This window comes from Lentzea sp. NPDC058436 (genome assembly GCF_042721515.1).
In the GTDB taxonomy this organism is placed as follows: domain Bacteria; phylum Actinomycetota; class Actinomycetes; order Mycobacteriales; family Pseudonocardiaceae; genus Lentzea.
The window spans coordinates 139,914-161,602 of record NZ_JBHXLF010000010.1; the positions used below are offsets into that span (position 1 = coordinate 139,914).

A 21,689-nucleotide genomic window follows, 5' to 3' on the forward strand; every position below is an offset into this window, starting at 1 on the left:
TTGGGGGAGGGAGCGTGCCGTGACGGCGGTGCTGCAGCTGGGGACAGCCGCCGAACGTGGTGGGGGAAGAGCGGAAACCGTGGGGGATTTCGCTGAGTTCGTACGCATGTCCATGCCCGGACTGCTGCGGTACGGCCATGCGCTGACCGGGAATCCGCACGACTCCGCCGACCTGGTGCAGGCCGTGCTGGAGAAGGTCGGTTCGCGCTGGGTCTCCGTGCAGGGCAAGGGGGACGACCCGCTCGCGTACGTGCGGCGGGCGATGGCCAACACGCACATCAGCATCTGGCGCCGGCGCCGCCGCGAACGTCTCGTGGCGGACTTCCCGGACAGCGGGGCCGTGGCGCCGGAGCTGAGCAGGCTCGAGAACGAACCGCTCTGGCAGGCGTTGCGCGAACTGCCGCCACGGCAGCGCGCGGTGATCGTGCTGCGCTACTACGAGAACCTCTCCGAGGCCGAGATCGCGCACGCGCTCGGGATCTCGTGCGGCACGGTGAAGAGCCAGAGCAGCAAGGCGATGGCGACCCTTCGAACACGCCTGGGAAAGGAGTGACCGTGGACGATCTCGACGACGACCTGCGCAGGCTCTTCAGCGATGACCGGCTCGACGTCCACTCCGAACCGGTCGCGGTGGAAGCGGTCGTCAGCGGTGCGCGCCGGCGCCGCCGCCGACGAACGGCCGTCACCGGGGCGTTCGTCGTGGTGGCCCTGGTCGGCGCCGGTGTCGGGTTGACGCAGCTGAACGCGCTGAAGTCGGAGGACACGACAGGCGCGTTGCTGACGACAAGCGCCTCCGCGCCCCCGCCGTCACCGTCGACCAGCACGGTCGTGTCGACGGTGACCCAGACCGTGAACGCGCCGCCGCCCACGGGTGGCAGCTCACCCGGCACCGGCAACCCGGGCAAACCGAGCTCGAACCGGTCGTCCACACCGCCCACGCCGGAGTCCCTGCCGGGCAGGTACGGGACGCTCGCGCTGGGCATGTCCGAGGCCGAGGCGCTGGCGACCGGATCGCTGCTCGAATCGAGTCCGGCCGACGCGGAGAACCGCTGCAAGGCGTACGCGACGAAGTCGGTGCCCGATCCGAACGCGGTGATCGTCTCGCCGGCCAAGGGAATCGTGCGGATCACGATGCCGAGCTACGCCAGGACACCGAAGAACGTCGGTGCGGGCTCGACGGTGAACGACGTGAAAACCGCCTACGCCAATGCGACGCAAAGCGGTTCCAGCGTCACGGTGCAAATGACTGCGTCTCCGCCGTGGTCGTATGTCTTCGAAAGTGATGGGACCACGGTCACCACTGTTTTCCTCTGGTCGGCCGCCTACGACTGTGCGTCTGGGTGACCGGCCTGGATTTGGCATACCCGCAGCTCAGCGCTGGTGGCGTTACCTTCTTGTGATTGACTGACTCGCAACCGGAATCGCGTGCGGGCGTCTTTAGAGATGTTCAGGACGAACTTCTCTGGGGGAAGAAATGAAGCGCTCTGCCGCACTCGTCACCATTGTCGCCGCATTCGGTCTTTCCGTGTGCACGTCCACTCCCGCGCCGGAGCAGAAAGCCTCGCCCACCACCCCGCCCGCCGAGGTGGTGACGGAGGTCGTGACCGCGACGGTGACGAACCCTCCGCAACCGGCCGCGGAGGTGGACGGCCGCCTCGGGTACGGCGCCCTCAAGCTCGGCATGTCGCTGGAGGAGGCGCGGGCGGCCGGCCTGACGGACCTCACCTGGAACGACGAGGCGATCTGCGTCGCCGACGACGAGGTCGCGATCTCGAAGAAGCACGGCGTCGTGCGGATCACGCTGCCGCTGGACGCCAGGACCTCCAAGGGGATCGGGGTCGGCTCGACCTTCGCCGAGGTGAAGGCCGTCTACCAGGGCGCCTCCGAGTACCGCGCGGGCTGGTCGGCGCCCGTCGACGACAACGCCGGCTACGCGTTCATCGGCAGCACGAAGCTCGACCACTTCGCCGACACCGACAAGGTCATCCTCATCAAGCTGGGCTCGGGCAGCGCCGACTGCGACATGGCCGACCTCTGAGCCTCACGAACCACCGTGCCCGCCCCGCTGGGGGTGGGGCGGGCACGGTACCCGCACGTCACGACATCCCTGGGGGGACACGAAATGAACCGCTCGCTCGCCTTCGTCACGATCGCCGCCGCACTCGGCCTGGCCGCCTGCACGTCCACGCCGGACACCGCGGCCCCGCCCACCTCGTCCACGACCACCACCGCGCCGTCGACCCCGGTGGTCACCGAGGTGGTGACCGAGACCGTCACCAAGCCGATCGCACCGCCCGTCAAGCCCGTGATCGACTCGTTCGGCTACGGCGCACTCAAGCTCGGCATGACGCTCCAGCAGGCGCTCGACACCAAACTGGTCGGCCCGAACCTCTACGGCGAGCCGAACGCGCCATGCAGCTTCCACGACGTCATCGGCACCGGCGGCAAGGTCTACATCTCCAGGGCGAAGGGCGTCTCGTCGATCTTCTTCACCTCGCAGATGTCGTCCGACGGCGTCGGGCAGGGCGTGACCGAGGCGAAGCTCAAGTCCGAGTACACCAATCTCAAGGACTCCTACGGCACCGCCTACACCGCCGCGCCGGACGGCAACCCGAACGCCTACTTCCACTTCTCCCTCGACGTGGAGGGCAAGGTCGGTTCGGCCGCCCTCAACATCAACGGACAGGACTGCCACAGCTGAGCGAAAAGTTCTTCGCCGGCGATGTAGAGATCCGCGTTTCGGCTCCGTCCCCGAGGTGGAACGTGACCATGATGGGTCGCACCAGCACCGAGGGAGACATCAGAGATGGCGAAGTACCTGCTGCTCAAGCACTACCGCGGCGCCCCTGAGCCGGTGAACAACGTGATGATGGACCAGTGGTCCCAGGACGAGATCACCGCGCACATCAAGTACATGAACGACTTCGCGGACCGGCTCAGGGCCAGCGGCGAGTTCGTCGACGAGCGGGCGCTCGCGCAGGAGGGCACGTGGGTCCGCTACGACGGTGAGGGGCGGCCGCCGGTCACCGACGGTCCGTTCGCGGAGACGAAGGACCTCATCGCCGGCTGGATGATCATCGACACCGACACCTACGAGCGCGCGCTCGAACTGGCGGGCGAACTGTCGGCGGCTCCCGGCAAGGACGGCATGCCGATCCACGAGTGGCTGGAGCTCCGTCCGCTCTACGGCAACGCGCCGACGATCACGGAGTGACGGTGGACGAGGCGCTGCTCAGGAGCCTCACGCCGGCCGTGCTCGGCATCCTCGTCCGCCGCGGAGCCGACTTCGCGGCGGCCGAGGACGCTGTGCAGGACGCGCTGGTCGAGGCCGTCCGCGTCTGGCCGGACGATCCGCCGCGGGACCCGAAGGGCTGGCTGGTCACGGCGGCCTGGCGGAAGTTCCTCGACGCGACGAGGGCGGACACCGCGCGGCGCCGGCGTGAGGACCTCGTCGACGCCGAACCTGAGCAGGGCCCCGCGCAGGACGCCGACGACACGTTGCGGCTCTACTTCCTGTGCGCGCACCCGTCGTTGACGCCGTCGTCGGCGGTGGCGCTCACGCTCCGGGCCGTCGGCGGACTGACCACGCGCCAGATCGCCCAGGCCTACCTGGTGCCGGAGGCCACGATGGCCCAGCGCATCAGCCGGGCCAAGAAGACGGTCGGCGACGTGCGGTTCGACCAGCCCGGCGACGTGGCCACGGTGCTGCGCGTGCTCTACCTGGTCTTCAACGAGGGCTACTCCGGCGACGTCGACCTGGCCGCCGAGGCCATCAGGCTCACCCGGCAGCTCTCGGCCGCGATCGACCACCCCGAGGTCGCCGGCCTGCTCGCGCTCATGCTCCTGCACCACGCCCGCCGCGACTCCCGCACGGACGGCGGCAGGCTGGTGCCGCTCGCCGAGCAGGACCGCTCCCGCTGGGACACGGGGCTGATCGCCGAGGGCGTCGAGGTCCTGCAGGCCGCACTCGCGCGGGACCGGCTGGGGGAGTTCCAGGCGCAGGCGGCCATCGCGGCGCTGCACGCGGACGCACCCGTGGCCGAGGAGACCGACTGGGTGCAGATCGTGGAGTGGTACGACGAGCTGCTGGAGCTGACCGGCAGTCCCGTCGTCCGGCTCAACCGCGCGGTGGCCGTGGGCGAGGCCGACGGACCGCGCGCGGGGCTGAAGGCATTGGCGGAACTTGACGATTCCTTGCCCCGCTACTCGGCGGTGTCGGCATACCTCCACGAACGCGACGGCGACCGTCGAACGGCCGCACGGCTCTACGTCGAAGCGGCGGACAAAGCGTCGAACCTGGCGGAGCGGGAATACCTCACGCGACAGGCCGCGCGGCTCAACAACTGAAAAGGCCCGCCACCCGAACGGGTTAGGCGGACCTTTGTGATCAGGCACTCAATCGTGCGAAGAGAAAAGTCAGAGCTTGCCGCCCGCGGCGGTCGGGGCGCCCGAGTCGCCACCCTCGTCGCCCACGCTCTCGCGGGTGAGGAAGGTCTCCACGTAGAACATGTTGCCGTCGGCGCGGTCCATGATCGTGAGGAGCGTCTTCATCGAGGAGACCTCCTCGACCTGCTCCTTCAGGAACCACTGCATGAACTGCTCGCCGATGTAGTCGCTCTCCTCGCGAGCGGCCTTCGCGAGCGCGATGATCTGGTCGGTGACCTGCTGCTCCTGGCCCAGGGCGAGGGCGACGAGGTCACGCGGGGACTTGAACTCGTTGATCGGCGTCTCGACACCGGGAATCGCGACCGGGATGTCGTTGTCCATGAGGAACTGCACGATCATCATCGCGTGGTTGCGCTCTTCGAGAGCCTGCTTGTAGAAGTGCGATGCGAGGCGCGGGAGGTCCTCGTTGTCGAACCACACGGCGAGCGCGATGTACTGCTGCGAAGCGGAGAACTCGTTGCCGACCTGGGCCCGCAGGAGCTCGCGGAAGTTCGACTTTCCGGACAGGATCTTCTTCACGTTCGAGGCCATGGGGAGTACGTTAACCCAAAACAGCTATTCCCGCATTCCAGGAAAAGCTAACCTTTGTTTGGAAAGGTGAACCAAACAAAGGTTAGGCATTCCTAACGATCTACACCAATGGCGCGCGGTCGATCGGGCACGACATGCAACGGGGTCCGCCGCGGCCGGAACCCAGTTCCGAACCGGCGATCCGCAGCACCTCGACGCCCTGGTCCTCCAGGCGCGCGTTCGTCTCGACGTTGCGCTCGTACGCGACGACGAGACCGGGCGCCACGGCGAGGGTGTTGTTGCCGTCGTCCCACTGCTCGCGCTCGGCGGTGACGACGTCGAGGCCCGTGTCGATCACCCGCAGCCGCTCGATGCCCATCGCCTCGGCCGCCGCCTCCAGGAACGGCACGGGTCCGTCCACGCGCACGCCGCCGTCACCGTCGGACCGCAGCGGGTAGGCCGTCAGCGAGTCGCTGATCGCCGGGTACATCACCACGGCGTCGCGGTCGACCATCGTGCAGACGGTGTCGAGGTGCATCGTGGCGCGTTCCTGCTTGATCGGCACCGCCAGCACCGTGTGCGCGAGACCGTCCGCGAGAGCGGAGCGCGCGAACGACTCCGCGCCCGCCGGGGTGGTGCGTTCGCCGACGCCGATCGCGATGACGCCCGGCGCGAGCAGCAGCACGTCGCCACCCTCCAACGGCGCCGAGTGCGCGCCGTACGCGCGGCCCGTGCGGCGGAACCGCGGGTGGTAGGCGTAGATCAGGTCGGTCAGCGTCGTCTCGCGGTCGCGGGCGGGCAGCGCGAGCGACGTGATGGCCACGCGGTCGCCGACCCAGACCGACGAGTCGCGTGTGAAGAGCAGGTTCGGCAGCGGGTCGACGGCGAAGTCGATCGGCAGGTGCATCTTGCGCACCAGAGACGCGCCCTCGGCGGCCGGCAGCTCCTCGAACGTCATGCCGGTCATCAGCACCTGCGCGAGCTGCGGCGCGGGCAGCGAGGTGAGGTGGCTGCGCAGCGCGTCGGCCAGGTCGATGCCCAGGCGGCGCTCGTTGACGGCGCTGTGGATGCCGGCGATGCGCGCGCGGTTGTCCTCCAGCGCCTGCACCAGCACGTCGGCCAGCAGCAGGACCTCGACGCCCTTCGAGGTCAGCGTCGCGGCGAACGCGTCGTGCTCCTCCTGGGCCCTGCCGACCCACGGCACCCCGTCGAACAGCAGCTGGTCGTTGTTGCGCGGGGTGAGCCTCTTGAGCTCGTTGCCCGGCCGGTGCAGCAGCACCGTGCGCAAGGGGCCGACCTCGCTGTCCACGCGGGGCGCGGCGTCCGGAAGTGCTTCGGTCTCAGCGATCGTGTGCGCAGTCACCGGTCGAGCGTAACCCCGAACAGCACAAATCGCCGCTTGTGAGCTTCAACAGGCAATGAATCGTATGTGAATCCGGATCCGAGCAACGATTTGTTAGGGCAACCAGCTGACTTTGCCGCGCAACATTGTGTAGCCGACGAACGCGACGACGTCGAGGATCGTGTGAGCGATCACCAGCGGCCACAACCGCTTGGTGCGCTGCCAGTAGAAGCCGAAGACCAGCCCCATGACCAGGTTGCCGACGAACCCGCCGAAGCCCTGGTAGAGGTGGTACGAACCGCGCAGCACGGCTGCCGCGAACAGCGCCGTGTACTGCCGCCAGCCGAGCTGCTCCAGTCGCGTGATCAGGTACCCGACGACGAGCACCTCCTCCGCCCACGCGTTGCCGGCGGCGGCGAGGATCAACGCCACGCTCATCCACCACTGGTTGTCCAAAGTGGACGGCTGGACGGCGAGGTTGAGCCCCAGCGCCCAGGCGGCGAAGTAGAACGCGAGCCCCGGGATGCCGATGATCGCGGCCAGTCCCAGGGCCCCCAGCGAGTCCGCGAGCTTGCGGGTGCCGTCCAGCCCGATGACGCGCAGCTTGATCCCGGTGCGCCACAACAGGTACAGCCCGATCCCGCCCCACGCGGCGAGCTGCAGAACGCCGAGCAGCTGCGCGACCAGGTCCAGCAGGTCGGCGCGCGCCTGCGGGACGTTGATCGCGACGGACTGCTGGTTGAGCGGCGTCGGCTGCAGCAGGCTGTCGATCAGCCGCACGAGGCTGCGCAGACCGGACAGCCCCAGCGTCATGCTGAAGACGATCAGCAGTTCGAGCTGGTAACCGCGCTTCTCGTCAGCGGGAATCAAGGTCACCCGCGCGAGGCTACCTCTGGGACAGGAACGGGCAGCCCATCAACCTGCGCAGTTCCGCCGCCAGTTCCTGAGGAGTGCTGACGGGCTTGGAGAACGCGATCCGCACGTCGTGGTCGTCGCACTCGGCCTCGACCCGCAGCCGCAGCCCGAACCGGTCGAGCCCGAGCGGCCGCACGTGGCCGTTCTGCAGCTCCTCCGGCAGGTGGCGCGCGAGTTGGCCGACGACGTCGTGGTGCGCGGCCTCCAGGTGCCGCAGCCAGTTGTCCTCGTTGCCGCAGAACGGGTCCGGCGCCGCGCTCGCGAACTGCTCCGGCCTGATCGACGACGTGCCCTCGGCGTCCGCGATCACCATCGACGCCGGCGTGAGCCGCAGCACCGAGGCGCCGTGACCCGCGTCGAGCAGCCGGTGGTCGGGACGCACGTCGGCGACGGCGAGGATCTCGTCGCGCGCCTCCTTGCCGTCCAGGGCCGTGACCCAGCCGGTCAGCCACAGCAGGCCGCGGACGGGTTCGCGCAACGCCACCGGCGCCTGGTCGGCGATCTCCAGCATCGCCGTCACCTCGGCCCGGGGGGTCTGCCACAGCTGGCCGACCAGCGGGTGCTCGTCGGCCAGCAGCAGGATCGTGGTGCCGCACGGGTGCACGTGGTGGAACAGCGGGCTCGTGCGGGAGCCCGACTGAGGAAGCAGTGCGGCCGAGCCGTGGCGGGCCGCGATCGTGCGGGCGCGTTCCGCCGCGTGCGGCGCCGGCGGGCGCTTGGTCTGGGTGTCGGTCACCGCTCCACCTCCTCGGAAGGTTAGGCAAGCCTAACTTAGCTTCGCTCGGGAAGGGAAGCACCAGAAACATCACCTGTACGGTGGACAGGTGGTCGTGCCCAACAAGCCGTCCACCGAGGTGACGGCGCTCGACGATCGGTGGACCCGGCACTGCGCAGACCGGGCGAGCAGACGTGCCCTGGTGTGGACGATCGCCGCCGGCGCGGCCTTCGTGCTCCAGTTCGTGCTGGTCCTGGTGTGGTCGTGGTCCTCGCCGGTGGCACTGGTGCTGCTCTTCTTCGCCGCCGCCGTGCTCTGGGTGGTCACCCGTCGGCGTCCTGTGCGTTTACCGGAAGGTGAACCGTGGCATTTCGCTCATGTGCAGTGGGAGGGAGGGCGTCTGGTCGTGCTGTCGTCACCGCCTCTGTTGCTGACCTTGAGCGTCGGTCCTCTCCTGCGCGGACGGATCGCACGTCATAAGCGCGCGTGGTTCGTGCCGCCCGACTCGGCGGGGAACACCGTCGTGACGTTCCGCGGTGTGCCGCGCCTGATCCCCGCGCGCGTGGCCAGATGACGACGATGATCGAGAACTGGAGCGGCACCTGCCTCGCGCGGGCAGATCGGCGCGCCGCAGGCCACATCGTGTTCGGTCTCGCCGTGCTCTGCCTCGTGCTGCTGATCGGCTGGATCTGGCTCATCGTCCTGTCGGTGCCGGTGGTGCTGGAGCTGGCCGCACCGGGGCTGCGGCACTTCTTCCAGCGGCGCGGCACCGTCGAGCTGATCGAGCGGTTCCCGTGGCGACCGGTGTCGGTGAGCTTCGTGGCGGGCAGGCGCATCGGGCGGCAGGCGTACCTGAGCGTCGCCGACTCGGAGAAGAACCTGCGGCTGCCCGAACTCCCCGAACGGGCGCGCGTCCTGGTCCGGCACACCGGCAGGATCTGGATCGCCGGACCGGACGAGCGCGGACGGGTCGTGGCGATGACGCGCGGCCTCGCGTTCCTCACCCGAGGCCGGGTCATCGACCGTTGATCAGGCCGTGAAGAAGCGGTCGAGGACGTCCGCGGTGGCCGGTGGGTTGTCGGCGGCGTAGGTGTGCGCCGCGTCCGGGACCAGCCCGTCGCGCACGTCCGTCGCGGCTTCACGGGCGCCCTCCAGCAGGATGTGCGCCGGCAGGCCGTTCTCGCCGTGCAGCACCAGGACCGGCACCTCGATCTTGATGCCCGCGCGGGCGTTCCTGCCGTCCTCGGGGATCGAGGCGTAGTGCTCGAACCCGCCGCGCATGCCGTCCGGCCGGGTGAGCGTCCGCAGGATGTCGGTCTTGTCGTCGCCGGTGATGCCGCCGCCGATCATCATCTGCCAGAACCAGCTGACGTACTGCTCCTCGTTGCCCTTGACGACCTCGGCGGCGAACTCGCTCATCGCCTGGAACCCGAAGTGCCACCACGCCGCGAAGTGCTCCTCCAGGCCGAACCCCGGCAGGTAGCACTCGCTGAGCACGAGCCGGGTGATGTCCTCGGGGTACCGCTGGGCCCAGGCGTGCACGGTCATCGTGCCGACGTCGGTGCCGAGCACGTACGCCTCGTCGTGGCCGAGGTGGTGGATCAGCGCGTGCAGGTCGTCGGCCTCGTCCTGCTTGGTCCAGTGCCCGGCGGGGATCGCCGAGTCGCCGGAACCGCGCAGGTCCGGCGCGAGCACCCGATACCCCCTGGCCGCCAGCAACGGCAGCAGTTCCCGGAACTCGATCCAGCTGAACGGCCAGCCGTGCACCAGCACGACCAGTGGTCCTTCACCTCCGATGACGTAGTGCAGGCGCACGCCGTTGACCTCGGCGTACGCGTGTTCGAAGCCCTTCGGCGCGGGTGCGGGAGTGGTCATGTCCATCAGCTCCTCGGTTTTGCTTGCCCAAGCAAGAAATACTCTTCATTGCTTGCCCAGGCAAGTAAGCTGAGAGCATGGACGCGTTGAACCACGACGAACTTCAGCTCTGGCGCAGCCTGGGGCGGCTGGTGCACGCGTTGCCCCGCACGCTGGAGGACGACATGTCCCGCACCGGCGTGACCATGACCGAGTTCGCCGTCCTGCTGCTGCTCAGCGAGGCGCCCGACCGGCGGCTGCGGATGTCCGCGCTGGCCTCGGCCGCCGGGCTGACCGCGTCCAGGATCACCAGGGTCGTGGACGGACTGGCCAAGCACGGCCTGGTGCGCAAGGAACGGCACGGCGAGGACGCGCGCGGCAACGACGCCATCGTCACCGAGGAAGGCGTGCGGACGATGCGTGCGGCGCAGCCCACGTACCTGGCCAGCGCGCGGAACCGGGTCCTCGACAGGATTCCCGCCGAACTGCTGCCGGACCTGGCGAGGACGGTGGAGCTGCTCGCGGACGCGCTGGCGGACTAACGCCCCGTCGCGATGCCCTCGGACTCCGCCCACTGCGTGAGGTCGTCCTTGCGCAGTGCGGCAGCCATCAGCTCGGGGAACTTGTCCGGCGTGCAGGCGAACGCGGGCGCGCCCAGCGCGGAGAGCTTCGCGGCCAGTTCGTGGTCGTAGGCGGGCGTGCCGGAGTCGCTGAGCGCCAACAGGTTCACGACCGTGACGCCGCTCGCGACCAGTTCGCGGACCCGTCGTTGCAGCTCGGTCTCCGAACCGCCCTCGTAGAGGTCGCTGATGATCACGACGACCGTGTCGGTGGGCCTGCGGACCAGCGTCTGCGCGTAGGCGACCGCGCGGTTGATGTCCGTGCCGCCGCCGAGCTGGGCGCTGAACAGCAGGTCGACCGGGTCGCTGAGCTGGTCGGTCAGGTCCGCGACCTCGGTGTCGAACACGACGAGCTTCGTCGAGATCGACCGGATGCTCGCGAGCGCCGAACCCAGGACCGCCGCGTGCACCAGGGACTCCGCCATCGAACCCGACTGGTCGACGAGCAGGACGACGTCCCGCATCGCCGAGGCCCGGCTGCGCCTGCGGTGGCCGATCAGGTCCTCGACGATCACGGTCCTGTGCTGCGGCTGGTAGTTCTTGAGGTTCGCCCTGATCGTGGTCGCCCAGTCGACGTCGGGCAGCTGCGGGCGGCGGGTGCGCCTCGACCTGTCGACGGCGCCGCGCACGGCCTCGACCAGCCGGTCCTGCAGGCGCCGTTCGATGTCCTCGACCACCTTGCGCACCACGGCTTTCGCGGTGTCGCGGGTGCGGGCGGGGATGGCGCGGGAGAGCTGCAGCAGGGTGCTGACGAGGTTCACGTCCGGCTCGACCGACTGCAGCAGTTCGGGTTCGAGCAGCAGCTGCTTCAGGCCCAGCTTCTCGACCGCGTCCCGTTGCATGACCTGCACGACGGACGTGGGGAAGTACTTGCGGACGTCGCCGAGCCAGCGGTGCAGCTGCGGGGAGCTGGCGCCGAGGCCGGCACCGCGATCACCACCGCCGCCGTACAGGCCCGTGAGCGCGCCATCACGCCGTTGGTCGTCCTCGTCGAGATCGGACACGTCCTCCGCGCTCGGGCCCAGGAGCAGCCGCCAGCGCCGTAGCCGTTCATCGCTCATCGGAGAGCTGCCGCCACTTCTTCGGCCGCACGCACGACGTGAGGGCCGACGATGTCCGCGTCGAGCTTCTCCAGCGCCACAACACCGACGGACGCCCTGAGGCCGGGTACGCCGCGCACGGGTGCCGCGACGCCGTAAGCGTTCGGCTGCAGCTCACCGGCCGAGACGACCCACTGCTCGTTCGGGTGCGAGATCGCCCTGCCGGCCGCCCCGCGGTGCACCGGGTGGCGCGATCCCACCCGGTACGCCACGTGGAAAGCGGTCCACGACGGTTCGACGACGGCGACGGCCTGGGCCTCGCTGCCGTCCGCGACCGTCAGGTGCGCGGTGGCGCCGACCTTCTCGGCCAGCTCGCGCAGCGCCGGGTTGGCCGCCATCCGCAGCTGGGGCAGCACGTTGGAGGCGAGGCGCAGCACGCCGAGGCCGAGCCGGACCTTCGAACCCTCCCTGCGCACGAGACCGCGCGCCTGGAGGGGGACGAGGAGCCGGTAGACCGCGGCCCTGGACGCGCCGATCGCCACGGCGAGCTCCGAGATCGACGGTGCCTCGGACTCCGCCTCAGCGACAGCCTGGAGGAGCGCCAGACCCCGTTCCAGGGTCAGCGAACTCTCCTTCGTCGCTCCGACCATCACGCACTCCGAACTGTGCCCACCACCTCGGCGAGACCGACCACGGAGCCGCCTTCACCGGGAGCCGTCGCGGTCAGCCTGACCGTGTCGCCGTCCTCCAGGAAGGACCTCGTGGAGCCGTCGTCGAGCTTGAACGGTTCCTTGCCGCCCCAGCTGAGTTCGAGGAACGAGCCGCGCTCGTTCTTCTCCGGTCCCGAGACCGTGCCGGAGGCGAACAGATCACCTGGGCGCACCGTAGCCCCGTTCACCGTCATGTGCGCCAGCTGTTGCACAAACGACCACGACATTTCCCGGAACGGAGGCCTCGCGACGATCGTGTCGTTGAGCTCGACGGTGATCGTGATGTCCAGGCCCCAGGGCTGGTCGCAGGTCAGGTAGTCGTGCAGCTTGTTCGGCAGCGGCGGCGTGGGGACGCGTGCAACTGAGAACGCTTCGAGAGGCGTGATCCACGCGCCGATCGACGTGGCGAACGACTTGGCGAGGAACGGCCCGAGCGGCTGGTACTCCCACGCCTGGATGTCGCGCGCCGACCAGTCGTTGACCAGAGCGACGCCGAAGACGTGCTCGGCGGCCCTGCTGGTGCTCACGTTGGCCGCCTTCGGACCGCCGCAGACGAAGCCGACCTCGGCCTCGATGTCGAGGCGTTCGGAGGGACCGAACTTCGGGCCCTCACTGCCGCGCTTCTGGCCGTTGGGACGCTTGATGTCCGTGCCCGAGACGTACACAGTGCCCGCGCGGCCGTGGTAGCCGATCGGGAGGTGCGTCCAGTTCGGCGTGAGCGCGTCGCCGTCGGGGCGGAACATCCTGCCGACGTTCTCCGCGTGGTGCCTGCTGGAGTAGAAGTCCACGTAGTCGCCGACGGTGAACGGCAGCCTCGCGGACTCGATCCCGACGAGCTCGGCGCCCTTGGGGGCGGAGCTCGCCTGGACGATCTCCCTCAGCTTGGCGCGCAGCACGCTCCAGATCGGGCGTCCTGCCGCCAGCAGCGGGTCCAGCGAGTCGCCCTGGACGAACTCGCTGCACTTGCCCAGGGCGAGGCTCTTGAGGAGCAGAGCCTGATCGCCGACGCGGACGGCCACGCCCCCGTCGACGACGCCGTAGGGCAGGGTCTGCGGTCCGAACGGCTGGTCCTCGGTGAAGTTCGGGTCGCTGATCCAGCTCACAGCAGTCCAAGCCCCTCGAGGTCGGCGACAGGTTCGGCGAGCGAGCACGAGCCGTAGCTCGCGAACACACCGCGGACGGCGTGCGCGGCCTGGTCGCTGAGCGCCTTGGCCTCGGCGGTGAGAGCCTCGGCGTCGGTGCTCGCGAGCGCCTCGCGCACGTCGCGGCCGCTCAGGCTGCGAGCGGTGGCCACGAGGAGGTTCAGGAAGCCGTGGTGGGTGAAGCCCTGCTCGTCGGTGTAGCGGACGGCCTTGTGCAGGCCCGCCGTCGCCTTGAACGCGACGCCGCCGCCGCTGACGACGCTGAGGAAGTCACCGACCTCCTCGACGCTCGGGAAGTTCTCCTGGCTCAGGCCTCCGCAGCGGAGCTTGGGCCAGCTGCCGTGCTCGATGACCCTGCGGACGCCGTCGAGCCACTCGGCTCCACCGCGGCGGGGTTCCACGACGCGGATGACGTCCTCCGGGACGAACTCCGACACGCGTTCGAGCCACACCTCGTCCACATCGGACGGTGCGGGCATCTCGACCATGCGCAGCGCGAGGAGCTCACTGCGGCTCTCGACGATGGACACGGCCTTCGGCACACCGCCGAGACCCGTGTCGATGACGAGGCTCAGCGCGATCGGCTTCGGTGGCTTGACCTTGATGAGTTCGGTGATGAGTTCGGCGAGACGCGAGGCGGGACACAGGAAGAGGCCCATGACGCCGGACCACTCGCCGACGCGTCCGTCGAGGTGACCGCGCACCGCGTCGGGCATCGACGCGTTCCCCGGAGGGAACAGCGCGGCATCGTCCACAAGCCTCGCGAGCAGGGGCGGAGTACCGCGCGGACCGGGCGCACGGAGTTCGACAGCGCTTGACACGGCTGACACGCTAGCTGGGTATCGGTAAGTGAACAAAGATGTCCGATAGTCGAACGCCCTCGGAGAGGTCATGGCTTACTACCGCCAGGTCGGGGAGATCCCCCGAAAGCGCCACACCCAGTTCCGCAAACCGGACGGTGGGCTCTACGCGGAAGAGCTCATGGGGGTCGAGGGGTTCTCGGCCGATTCGGCGCTGCTCTACCACCGCCACCTGCCCACCGCGATCGTCAACGCGGAGACGGTGAAGGACGAGCGCGGGTCCGTGTCGCCGAACCTGCCGCTGAAGCCGCGGGCGTTCAAGACGCAGGACCTGACCTGGGCGTCCGACGAGGTCGACGCGGTGACCGGGCGCCGAAAGCTGTTCGGGAATCCGGACGTGACCATCGGTTTCGTGGTCGCCACCGTGCCGTCGCCGTTGTACCGCAACGCCTTCGGTGACGAGCTGCTGTACGTGCAGGGCGGTTCCGGCGTCATCGAGACGATCTACGGGGCGTTGGAGGTCGGTGACGGCGACTACGTCGTGATCCCGACCTCGTGCACGTACCGGGTGGTGCCGTCGTCGCCGATGTCGGTGCTGGTGCTGGAGGCGACCGGGCACATCGGGCCTCCTCGTCGCTACCTGTCGAAGGCCGGCCAGTTCCTGGAGCACTCGCCGTACTGCGAGCGGGACATCCGCGGTCCGGTGGAGCCGTTGCTGGTCGACGGGACCGACGTCGACGTGCTCGTGCGGCACCGGGCGGGCCTCACTCGTTTCACCTACGCGAATCACCCGTTCGACGTCGTCGGCTGGGACGGCCACCTGTACCCGTGGGTGTTCAACATCCGCGACTTCGAGCCGATCACCGGCCGCGTGCACCAGCCGCCGCCCGTGCACCAGACGTTCGAGGGCCCGAACTTCGTCGTGTGCTCGTTCTGCCCGCGCAAGGTCGACTACCACCCGCTGGCCGTGCCGGTGCCGTACAACCACGCGAACGTCGACTCGGACGAGCTGATGTTCTACGTCGGCGGCAACTACGAGGCGCGCAAGGGCTCTGGCATCGGCGTCGGCTCGATGTCGCTGCACCCGTCCGGCTGCACGCACGGACCGCAGCCGGGAGCGGTCGAGGCGTCGCTCGGAGTGGACTACTTCGACGAGACCGCGGTCATGGTGGACACGTTCCGCCCCTTGGAGTTGGGCGAGGCCGCGGAGGCCTGTGAGGACCCGGCTTACGCGTGGACGTGGGCCCGACGCGGTCCGGCCTGATTTTCTGTCGGAGGTCCTCGCTACTTTGGTCTGGTGAGGACACGAGCCGTACCGACGCGCTGGCAGGGCCTGGGCAAGGCCCTGCCGGTGCTGTGGGGCCTCTACACGGGCTCCGGCTCCCTGCCGTACCGCGTGTGCGTCGACCTGGCCGCGGGCTCGGCGAAGTGCACCTGCCCGTCCCGCAAGTTCCCGTGCAAGCACGCCGTCTCGCTGCAGGAGCTCGACCTCCCGGACGCGGCGCCGCCGGAGTGGGTCGCGGAGTGGACCGAGCGCCGGGCGACCCGTGAGCTCGACTCGTCGCCCGAGGCCGTGGCCCGCCGTCTGCGCGCCCGCGAGAAGACGGCGGCGAACAGGGCCTCCGCGATGTCGTCCGGCATCGACGGCCTGCGCGACTGGCTGCTCGACGTGGCCTCCGCCGGCATCGCCTCCCTGCCGGGCCGCCCGGCCTCGTGGTGGCAGGCGTTCACGGCCCGCATGATCGACGCCCAGGTCCCCGGCGTCGCGGCGGCCGTCTTCGAGATCCAGGAGATCGTTTCGAGGTCAGGCCCGCGCTGGACCTCGGACGTCGCCGACCGCCTGGGCGGCCTGCACCTGCTGTGCTTCGTGCAACCGCGCTCCCGCCTGGGCGTCACGATCCCCGAGGAGACGGTCCGGGCCGCACCGGGCATCTCCGACCGCTGGGTGGCCCTGCTGCGCCTGGAGACCGACGACGGCAGGGTCCGCACGGTCCGCCAGTGGTGCTGGGGCCGCCAGACGTCCCGCTGGGTCGTCGCGATCCGCCACTCCGCCGTCGGCGCCCCCGTGCCGCTGCTGCCGCACGGCCTGGAGTCCTCGGCCCTGGTCCACCCCTACCCGGCCTCGGACAGGGTGGCCCTGGGCGAGCTGGAGGGCTCCCGAGCCCCGGACCCGGTCCCCGCCCCGTCCTCGTGGCGCGAGGCCCTGTCGTCCCTGGAGCCGATGCTGGTGGCCGACCCGTGGCAACGCCTCTTCCCGCTCGGCTGCGCCACCGTCCGGCTGCACGGCGGGGCGCTGGTCGACACCTCGGGCCACGGCCTGCCGGTCCGCGACGACACGGGCCTGGACATGGCGCTGGCGCTGAGCGGCGGCGTGCCGTTCGACGCGTGGGGCCTGTGGGACGGCCACGCCCTGCGGCTGGGCGCGGTGTCGATCGACGGCACGCTGGAGGTGGTCGCATGACCGCGCCGCCTCGCTTCGCCGCACCGCGACTCGCCACGCCCACCCGCCGCGCCTCGCGCACCGCGGCCGCGCCTCCCCACCACTCCCACGGAGGCCTGCCGGCGGCACTGCTCGCTCGCCTCCACGGCTCCCAACCCACGCCCGGCTTTCCGGCGGTCCATCTCGCTCGCCTCGACCGCACCCCGTCCACGCCCGGCTTTCCGGCGGCCCATCTCGCTCGCCTCGACCGGACCCCGCCTACGCTCGGCTTTCCGGCGGCCCATCTCGCTCGCTTCCACGGCTCCCCGCCCACGCCCGGCTTCCCGGCGGCCCGTCCCGCTCGCCCCGACCGAACCCCGCCCATGCCCGGCTTCCCGGCGGCCCATCTCGCTCGCCCCGACCGCACCCCGCCCACGCCCCCCACCCACCTCCGCACCACCCCGGCGCCTCCCCGCACCCCCCTCCCCACCCCGGAGGTGGCGGCGTGAAGGCCGACTGGTCCCAGACCGTCCAGAACCTCCTGATCGGCACCACCCGCGGAGGCGGCGACCCCACCACCCTGCTGGCCGACTGCGCCGCCCTGGGCGTGGCCGCGTTCGGCGCCACCCTCCCGCAGGAGGCGCAGACCGACCCCCTCCCACCGGCCCCGCCCGAGCCGGCCGACTTCCCCAGACCGGCGGCCAAGGCCGTCCTCGAAGCGATCATGAGCCTCGACGACGAGGTCCTGCTCACCGAGTGGTGCGCCCTCGCCAAGGCCGGCAACGTCGTCGCCGAGCACCGCATGCTCCCCGCCCTGCTCGCCCTCGGCACCGCCCGCCCAGGCCTGCGTGCCGCCGTGGTCGAGGTCCTCGGCACCAGGGGCCGCTGGCTCGCGAGCACCCGCCCCGGCTGGTCCTGGGCGAGCGGCGCCACACCGCTCGTGGACGAGGTGCCGCTCGACGAGATCCTCGACCTGCCCAGCGCCCAACGCGTCCGCGCGCTGCGCCGCAAGCGCAAGGCGAACCCGGCCGAGGTCGGGGCGTTCATCGCGCGGGAGTTCGTCGAGTCCCGCCGGTCGTCCGACCGCCAGGTGCTGATCAGCGCCCTGGAGACCGGTCTCAACCTCCAGGACGAACGGCTCCTGGAGGCGGCGCTGGACGACAAGGCCGCGGGCGTGCACGACGAGGCGCTCCGGCTGCTGAGGCACCTGGGGCGCACCCGGCTCGCCGCCCGTGCCGCCCACCGGCTGCGCCACGGGCTGCGGCTGACCCCGGACGGGCTCGACGTGCGGCCGGACGACCTGTGGACCGGTCCGCCCGACGAGGCGGAGCTGCGCGACCTCATGCGGGACGGGTCCGAGAAGGGCATCGCCGGGCGCATCCGGGCCGCGGCCGCGAGCGTGCCGCCGTCGTACTGGACGTCGACGCTCAAGGCCGACGACGAGAAGGCCGCCGGGATGCTCCGCAGGGGGCCGTGGGCCGGGGCGCTGCTCAGGGGTGTCGCCGACCAGCTCGGCGCGGCGAAGGACCCGCGGCCGTGGGCCGTCGCGGCCGCCGAGACGCTGACCGGCATGGAACAGCTGGAGATGCTGGCGGCGCTGCCCGCCAAGGTCGCGGAGCTGGCGGTCGTGGCGGTGTCGAAGAACTGGCACTACGACCTGCTCGACCACGCCTGTGCTCAGCTCCCGGCGCCGTGGTCGCCTGAGACCACCCGCGCGCTGCTGCACCGGTACGCCGCGTTGCCCGACCCGCGCTGGCGGGCGGGGCGGCCGCCGTCCGTGCTGCTCGCCAGGGGTGACGCGGACCTGCTCGGGGAGAGCTGGGAGGCTCTGACCCGCCGCTGGCCGGAGAACTCCCTGGAGCTGGAGGTCCTCCGCCTCCGCATCCGACTGCGCGAATCGTTCGCACCACCGCAACCGCCCCAGGAGGCACAGTGACCGCCGTGCTCAGGCCGACGGCCGAACAGCAGTACGCCGCCGAGCTTGAGGCCGTCGCGGCCCAGGACGACCGGCAGCGGCCGCCGAACTGGCGCCTGTCCCCGCAGGCCGTCGTCACCTACGTGCTGGGTGGCACGCTGCCCGACGGCACCGTCATCACGCCGAAGTACGTGGGCGCGCGCCGTCTCGTCGAGGTCGCCGTGGGCACGCTGGTCACGGACAGGGCGCTGCTGCTCGTCGGCGTGCCCGGCACGGCCAAGTCGTGGCTGTCGGAGCACCTCGCGGCGGCGATCACCGGCGACTCGACGCTGGTGGTCCAGGGCACGGCCGGCACGAGCGAGGACCAGGTCCGCTACGGCTGGAACTACGCCCGCCTGATCGCCGAGGGCCCGAGCGAGAACGCGCTGGTGCCGAGCCCTGTCATGCGCGGCATGCAGCAGGGCGCGGTCGTGCGGGTCGAAGAGCTGACGCGCATGCCGTCCGAGGTGCAGGACTCGTTCATCACGGTGCTGAGCGAGAAGTCGCTGCCGGTGCCGGAGCTGAACACGCAGGTCCAGGCCGTGCCGGGCTTCACGGTCATCGCCACGGCCAACGACCGCGACCGGGGCGTCAACCAGATGTCGTCGGCGCTCGCGCGGCGCTTCAACACCGTGGTGCTGCCGCCGCCCGCGACCGAGGACGCCGAGGTCGAGATCGTCATCACCCGCGCCCAGCAGCTCGGCAAGGCGTTGCAGCTGCCGGCCGAACCGCCCGCGCTCGACGAGGTGCGCCGTGTCGTGCGGATCTTCCGCGAGCTGCGCAACGGCTCCACTGTGGACGGTCGAACGCAGCTGAAGAAGCCGAGCGGCAGCCTGTCCACGGCCGAGGCGATCTCGGTCATCGCGAACGGCATGGCGCTCGCCGGCCACTTCGGCGACGGCACGCTCGGCGCCGACGAGCTCGCGAGCGGCCTGATCGGCTCGGTGATCAAGGACAGGGTGTCCGACGCGACGGTGTGGCAGGAGTACCTGGAGACGGTGCTGAAGGAGCGCTCCGAGTGGCGCGACCTCTACCGCGCCTGCCTGGACGCCAGCGGTGACTGAGCCCGTCCTCCTGGGCATCCGGCACCACGGTCCCGGGTCGGCCCGGATGGTCCAGCGGGCGTTGGAACAGGTGCGACCGGCGGTGATCCTCATCGAGGGGCCGCCGGAGGCCGACGCGCTCCTCGACCACGTCCACGCCCTCACGCCGCCGGTCGCGATCCTGCTGCACGACGAGACGGAACCCGAGAACGCCGCGTTCTGGCCGTTCGCCGAGTTCTCCCCGGAGTGGCAGGCGCTGCGCTACGCCGACGAGAACGACGCCACAGCGCGCTTCTTCGACCTGCCGGCGGCGGCGTCGATCGGGGACGACGGCCCGAGCGGGAACGTAGACCCCATCAGCCTGCTCGCCGAGGCCGCGGGCTTCGACGACCCGGAACGCTGGTGGGAGGACGTCGTCGAGCACAGCGCGTCCGACCCGCTCGACCTCGCGGACGCCATCGCCGAGGCCATGGTCGCCGTGCGCAAGGAGTTCGAGGCCGAAGTAGGCGAACGCACTCTGCGCCGAGAAGCGTTCATGCGTCAGACGATCCGCAAGGCGCGCAAGGAGACCGACGGCCCGATAGTCGTCGTCTGCGGCGCGTGGCACGTACCGGCGTTGCTCACCAAACCGACGGTCGCCAGCGACACGGCGTTGCTGAAAGGCCTGCGCCGCCGCAAGATCTCCGGTACGTGGGTCCCGTGGAGCCACGGCCAGCTGGCCGCTGAGTCGGGCTACGGCGCCGGTGTCGACTCGCCCGGCTGGTACGCGCACCTCTGGCAGCACCAGGCCGACGTCGTCCCGCGCTGGTTCGCCAAGGCCGCGGCCGTGCTGCGCGAGGAGGACCTGCCGGCCTCGACCGCGAGCGCCGTGGAAGCCGTGCGTCTCGCGGAAACCCTTGCGGCACTGAGAGAACGCCCCTCAGCAGGCCTGAGCGAGGTCAACGAGGCGGCGCTCGCCGTCCTCTGCGGCGGCGAGGAGATCCACCTCCGGCTGGTCCACCGCAAGCTCGTCGTGGGGGAGCGGCTCGGCGAGGTGGGCGAGGCCGTCCCGCGATCCCCGCTGGCCGCGGACCTCCAGCGCCTGCAACGCAAACTCCGCCTCCCCGCGGACGTCCAGCCCAAGCAGCTCAAGCTGGACCTCCGCAAGGACAACGACCGAGAGCGCTCGAAACTCCTGCAACGCCTGGAAGTCCTCGGCGTGCCGTGGGGCAAGCAGGACAGGTCCAACTCCATCGGCACCTTCGCCGAGGTCTGGCAACTGCGCTGGGACCCGGTCTTCGCCGTGTCCGTCGCGGTCGCCGCCCGCCACGGCACCACCGTCCACACGGCGGCCGAGACCGTCCTGACCCAGGCGGCAAAAGACGCCCAGCGAGTGGCCGACGCCGCCGCGACGCTGACCAAGTCGGTCGGCTGCGAGCTGCCGAAGGCCGTCAACGAGGCCCGCAACGCCCTCGACCGCTGCGCCGCGATGGCCACCGACGCCCTCGAACTGCTCGCCGCACTGCCCGACCTGGCCAGGACGGTCCGCTACGGCTCGGTCCGCGGCACCGACCCGGAACTGCTGCGCGTCGCCCTGCACGGCCTGCTCACCCGAGGCGCGGTCGGCCTCCCGCTGGCCTGCCGCAACGTGGACGACGACACCGCCGAACACGCGCTGCAGGTCGTTGACGGCGCCCACGAGGCCACCCGCCTCGCCGCCGACGACGACCACCAGAAGACCTGGTGGCGAGCCCTGCACGCCCTGGTCAAGGCGGAGGCCCACGGCCTCCCGACCGGCAGGGCGACCCGCCTGCTCTGGGAAGCGGGCGAGCTGACCAGCGACGACGTGGCCGCCCGCCTGCACCGCAGCGTCGCCACGGCGTTCGTGGCGGGCTTCCTGCGGGGCAGCGCGACACTCCTGGCCGCCGACCCGCGCCTCTTCGGCCTCATCGACGAGTGGCTGAGCGGCCTGCGCGGCGAGGCGTTCGACGACGCCCTGCCCCTGCTCCGCCGAGCGGTCACCGACTTCACCCCGGCCGAACGACGGCTCCTCGGCGAACGGGTCGTAGCGGGCGAGACCCCACAACCGGCCGCCGGCGACGAGTGGGACCTGGAGATCGCCGAACGCCTGGCCGCGCACGTCCGAGGCCTGCTGGCCGGAGTTTCACGACCGCCGGAAGCGCCGATCCCAGAGGCGTGA

The 21,689-nt window shown here is 70.6% G+C and carries 23 protein-coding genes; 14 read left to right on the plus strand and 9 right to left on the minus strand.

Features of this window, described 5'->3' with window-relative positions:
- The first annotated feature begins 31 nt into the window (after window positions 1-31).
- The 6 genes from ACFWN2_RS30060 (at window position 32) to ACFWN2_RS30085 (ending at window position 4,347) form a co-directional block, all read left to right on the plus strand.
- Window positions 32-553 carry a SigE family RNA polymerase sigma factor gene (locus ACFWN2_RS30060; protein ID WP_382433312.1) on the plus strand — a complete coding sequence of 174 codons (522 nt, stop codon included), beginning with the start codon at window positions 32-34 and terminating at the stop codon, window positions 551-553.
- A gap of 2 nt (window positions 554-555) precedes the next feature.
- Window positions 556-1,344 carry a hypothetical protein gene (locus ACFWN2_RS30065; RefSeq protein WP_382433058.1) on the plus strand — a complete coding sequence of 263 codons (789 nt, stop codon included), beginning with the start codon at window positions 556-558 and terminating at the stop codon, window positions 1,342-1,344.
- Window positions 1,345-1,474: 130 nt separating this feature from the next.
- Entirely contained in the window at window positions 1,475-2,038 is a 564-nt protein-coding gene (locus tag ACFWN2_RS30070; RefSeq protein ID WP_382433060.1) for a hypothetical protein, read from the plus strand.
- Between the two features lie 84 nt (window positions 2,039-2,122).
- The gene (locus ACFWN2_RS30075; RefSeq protein WP_382433062.1) at window positions 2,123-2,701 is read left to right on the plus strand and encodes a hypothetical protein; all 579 of its coding nucleotides are present in this window, start codon (window positions 2,123-2,125) and stop codon (window positions 2,699-2,701) included.
- A gap of 105 nt (window positions 2,702-2,806) precedes the next feature.
- Window positions 2,807-3,214, plus strand: a complete 408-nt coding sequence (locus tag ACFWN2_RS30080; RefSeq protein ID WP_382433064.1) for a YciI family protein — start codon at window positions 2,807-2,809, stop codon at window positions 3,212-3,214.
- Between the two features lie 2 nt (window positions 3,215-3,216).
- The gene (locus tag ACFWN2_RS30085; RefSeq protein ID WP_382433314.1) at window positions 3,217-4,347 is read left to right on the plus strand and encodes an RNA polymerase sigma factor; all 1,131 of its coding nucleotides are present in this window, start codon (window positions 3,217-3,219) and stop codon (window positions 4,345-4,347) included.
- Window positions 4,348-4,416: 69 nt separating this feature from the next.
- On the opposite strand, the gene ACFWN2_RS30090 is transcribed toward ACFWN2_RS30085, so the two are convergent.
- The 4 genes from ACFWN2_RS30090 to ACFWN2_RS30105 form a co-directional block, all read right to left on the minus strand.
- Entirely contained in the window at window positions 4,417-4,977 is a 561-nt protein-coding gene (locus ACFWN2_RS30090; RefSeq protein ID WP_382433066.1) for a ferritin, read from the minus strand.
- Between the two features lie 100 nt (window positions 4,978-5,077).
- The gene (locus tag ACFWN2_RS30095; protein WP_177229569.1) at window positions 5,078-6,265 is read right to left on the minus strand and encodes an arginine deiminase; all 1,188 of its coding nucleotides are present in this window, start codon (window positions 6,263-6,265) and stop codon (window positions 5,078-5,080) included.
- A gap of 147 nt (window positions 6,266-6,412) precedes the next feature.
- Window positions 6,413-7,111, minus strand: a complete 699-nt coding sequence (locus ACFWN2_RS30100) for a CPBP family intramembrane glutamic endopeptidase (RefSeq protein ID WP_382433317.1) — start codon at window positions 7,109-7,111, stop codon at window positions 6,413-6,415.
- Window positions 7,112-7,184: 73 nt separating this feature from the next.
- Complete coding sequence (locus ACFWN2_RS30105; RefSeq protein ID WP_382433068.1) at window positions 7,185-7,949, minus strand: DUF2470 domain-containing protein; 765 nt, start codon at window positions 7,947-7,949, stop codon at window positions 7,185-7,187.
- Window positions 7,950-8,037: 88 nt separating this feature from the next.
- Here ACFWN2_RS30105 and ACFWN2_RS30110 point away from each other — a divergent pair, with 88 nt between their 5' ends.
- The gene (locus ACFWN2_RS30110) at window positions 8,038-8,502 is read left to right on the plus strand and encodes a hypothetical protein (RefSeq protein ID WP_382433070.1); all 465 of its coding nucleotides are present in this window, start codon (window positions 8,038-8,040) and stop codon (window positions 8,500-8,502) included.
- Window positions 8,499-8,957, plus strand: a complete 459-nt coding sequence (locus ACFWN2_RS30115; protein WP_382433072.1) for a hypothetical protein — start codon at window positions 8,499-8,501, stop codon at window positions 8,955-8,957. Before ACFWN2_RS30110 ends, ACFWN2_RS30115 begins: the two co-directional genes overlap by 4 nt.
- Here ACFWN2_RS30115 and ACFWN2_RS30120 read toward each other — a convergent pair whose 3' ends face one another.
- Entirely contained in the window at window positions 8,958-9,803 is an 846-nt protein-coding gene (locus ACFWN2_RS30120) for an alpha/beta fold hydrolase (protein ID WP_382433074.1), read from the minus strand.
- A gap of 77 nt (window positions 9,804-9,880) precedes the next feature.
- Here ACFWN2_RS30120 and ACFWN2_RS30125 point away from each other — a divergent pair, with 77 nt between their 5' ends.
- Window positions 9,881-10,324, plus strand: coding sequence for a MarR family winged helix-turn-helix transcriptional regulator (locus ACFWN2_RS30125; protein WP_382433076.1), 444 nt, complete (start codon window positions 9,881-9,883; stop codon window positions 10,322-10,324).
- Here the strand turns inward: ACFWN2_RS30125 and ACFWN2_RS30130 are convergent.
- The 4 genes from ACFWN2_RS30130 to ACFWN2_RS30145 are packed head-to-tail and all read right to left on the minus strand — an operon-like array spanning window position 10,321 to window position 14,115.
- On the minus strand, window positions 10,321-11,463 hold the full coding sequence (locus ACFWN2_RS30130) for a VWA domain-containing protein (RefSeq protein WP_382433078.1): 1,143 nt from the start codon (window positions 11,461-11,463) through the stop codon (window positions 10,321-10,323). The two genes, ACFWN2_RS30125 and ACFWN2_RS30130, sit on opposite strands and share 4 nt — an antisense overlap.
- Complete coding sequence (locus ACFWN2_RS30135) at window positions 11,460-12,092, minus strand: IclR family transcriptional regulator (protein WP_382433080.1); 633 nt, start codon at window positions 12,090-12,092, stop codon at window positions 11,460-11,462. The genes ACFWN2_RS30130 and ACFWN2_RS30135 overlap by 4 nt, the downstream gene beginning before the upstream one ends.
- Window positions 12,092-13,255: a fumarylacetoacetate hydrolase family protein gene (locus ACFWN2_RS30140; RefSeq protein WP_382433082.1), complete on the minus strand. Its 1,164-nt coding sequence runs from the start codon at window positions 13,253-13,255 to the stop codon at window positions 12,092-12,094. Before ACFWN2_RS30140 ends, ACFWN2_RS30135 begins: the two co-directional genes overlap by 1 nt.
- The gene (locus tag ACFWN2_RS30145) at window positions 13,252-14,115 is read right to left on the minus strand and encodes a hypothetical protein (protein ID WP_382433084.1); all 864 of its coding nucleotides are present in this window, start codon (window positions 14,113-14,115) and stop codon (window positions 13,252-13,254) included. The genes ACFWN2_RS30140 and ACFWN2_RS30145 overlap by 4 nt, the downstream gene beginning before the upstream one ends.
- Before the next feature lie 70 nt (window positions 14,116-14,185).
- Here ACFWN2_RS30145 and ACFWN2_RS30150 point away from each other — a divergent pair, with 70 nt between their 5' ends.
- The 5 genes from ACFWN2_RS30150 (at window position 14,186) to ACFWN2_RS30170 (ending at window position 21,689) form a co-directional block, all read left to right on the plus strand.
- Complete coding sequence (locus ACFWN2_RS30150; protein WP_382433086.1) at window positions 14,186-15,358, plus strand: homogentisate 1,2-dioxygenase; 1,173 nt, start codon at window positions 14,186-14,188, stop codon at window positions 15,356-15,358.
- Window positions 15,359-15,391: 33 nt separating this feature from the next.
- Complete coding sequence (locus ACFWN2_RS30155; protein WP_382433088.1) at window positions 15,392-16,555, plus strand: SWIM zinc finger family protein; 1,164 nt, start codon at window positions 15,392-15,394, stop codon at window positions 16,553-16,555.
- 463 nt (window positions 16,556-17,018) lie between these two features.
- Window positions 17,019-18,449 (plus strand): DUF5691 domain-containing protein, encoded by a 1,431-nt coding sequence (locus tag ACFWN2_RS30160; RefSeq protein WP_382433090.1) that lies wholly within the window; start codon window positions 17,019-17,021, stop codon window positions 18,447-18,449.
- On the plus strand, window positions 18,446-19,531 hold the full coding sequence (locus ACFWN2_RS30165; protein WP_382433092.1) for an AAA family ATPase: 1,086 nt from the start codon (window positions 18,446-18,448) through the stop codon (window positions 19,529-19,531). The genes ACFWN2_RS30160 and ACFWN2_RS30165 overlap by 4 nt, the downstream gene beginning before the upstream one ends.
- Window positions 19,524-21,689 (plus strand): DUF5682 family protein, encoded by a 2,166-nt coding sequence (locus tag ACFWN2_RS30170; protein WP_382433094.1) that lies wholly within the window; start codon window positions 19,524-19,526, stop codon window positions 21,687-21,689. Before ACFWN2_RS30165 ends, ACFWN2_RS30170 begins: the two co-directional genes overlap by 8 nt.

What these genes read in the sequence shown, in the direction of transcription:
- ACFWN2_RS30070 (WP_382433060.1), top strand. Translation starts at nt 1,475, where the DNA reads ATGAAGCGCTCTGCCGCACTCGTCACCATTGTCGCCGCATTCGGTCTT.
- ACFWN2_RS30075 (WP_382433062.1), top strand. Translation starts at nt 2,123, where the DNA reads ATGAACCGCTCGCTCGCCTTCGTCACGATCGCCGCCGCACTCGGCCTG.
- ACFWN2_RS30080 (WP_382433064.1), top strand. Translation starts at nt 2,807, where the DNA reads ATGGCGAAGTACCTGCTGCTCAAGCACTACCGCGGCGCCCCTGAGCCG.
- ACFWN2_RS30090 (WP_382433066.1), bottom strand. Translation starts at nt 4,977, where the DNA reads ATGGCCTCGAACGTGAAGAAGATCCTGTCCGGAAAGTCGAACTTCCGC.
- ACFWN2_RS30100 (WP_382433317.1), bottom strand. Translation starts at nt 7,111, where the DNA reads ATGACGCTGGGGCTGTCCGGTCTGCGCAGCCTCGTGCGGCTGATCGAC.
- ACFWN2_RS30115 (WP_382433072.1), top strand. Translation starts at nt 8,499, where the DNA reads ATGACGACGATGATCGAGAACTGGAGCGGCACCTGCCTCGCGCGGGCA.
- ACFWN2_RS30120 (WP_382433074.1), bottom strand. Translation starts at nt 9,803, where the DNA reads ATGACCACTCCCGCACCCGCGCCGAAGGGCTTCGAACACGCGTACGCC.
- ACFWN2_RS30125 (WP_382433076.1), top strand. Translation starts at nt 9,881, where the DNA reads ATGGACGCGTTGAACCACGACGAACTTCAGCTCTGGCGCAGCCTGGGG.
- ACFWN2_RS30130 (WP_382433078.1), bottom strand. Translation starts at nt 11,463, where the DNA reads ATGAGCGATGAACGGCTACGGCGCTGGCGGCTGCTCCTGGGCCCGAGC.
- ACFWN2_RS30135 (WP_382433080.1), bottom strand. Translation starts at nt 12,092, where the DNA reads ATGGTCGGAGCGACGAAGGAGAGTTCGCTGACCCTGGAACGGGGTCTG.
- ACFWN2_RS30150 (WP_382433086.1), top strand. Translation starts at nt 14,186, where the DNA reads ATGGCTTACTACCGCCAGGTCGGGGAGATCCCCCGAAAGCGCCACACC.